Source organism: Helicobacter monodelphidis (assembly GCF_003288845.1).
GTDB lineage: Bacteria > Campylobacterota > Campylobacteria > Campylobacterales > Helicobacteraceae > NHYN01.
Map to the genome: position 1 here is coordinate 1 of NZ_NHYN01000124.1, position 338 is coordinate 338.

The 338-nt window shown below is 39.3% G+C and carries 1 pseudogene; it reads left to right on the top strand.

The features are described from left to right. A pseudogene (locus CCZ01_RS10700) lies at window positions 1-338 on the top strand (bacteriocin); the annotation flags it as partial.

Sequence of the window (338 nt, forward strand, 5' to 3'; positions counted from 1 at the left end):
GCAAAAGTTACTCATGGTGCATTAAGTGATTATTCTAAAGGTGTGCATATTCTAAGCCTAGAGGAAGAAAAGCAAGTTAAGGGTGGGTATGATGTTGGATTTGGAACGGGCTCTGATTATTCAGGCAAATATGCTTACGCATGGGCAAAATTGAGTTATGCCGAAGAGGATTATATATCAGAGGGTAGGGGTGTTTGTGCAAGAGGAAAAGTATCATGTGACAACCCAAGCAAAAGACGTTTCGCGGAATGGAAAAGTATAACAGGCTCAAAAGACTTTGGACCCGCTTATATTGTTAAGAAAAATAAAGCTACTTCAAGTTTAGGCAATAGCTTTAG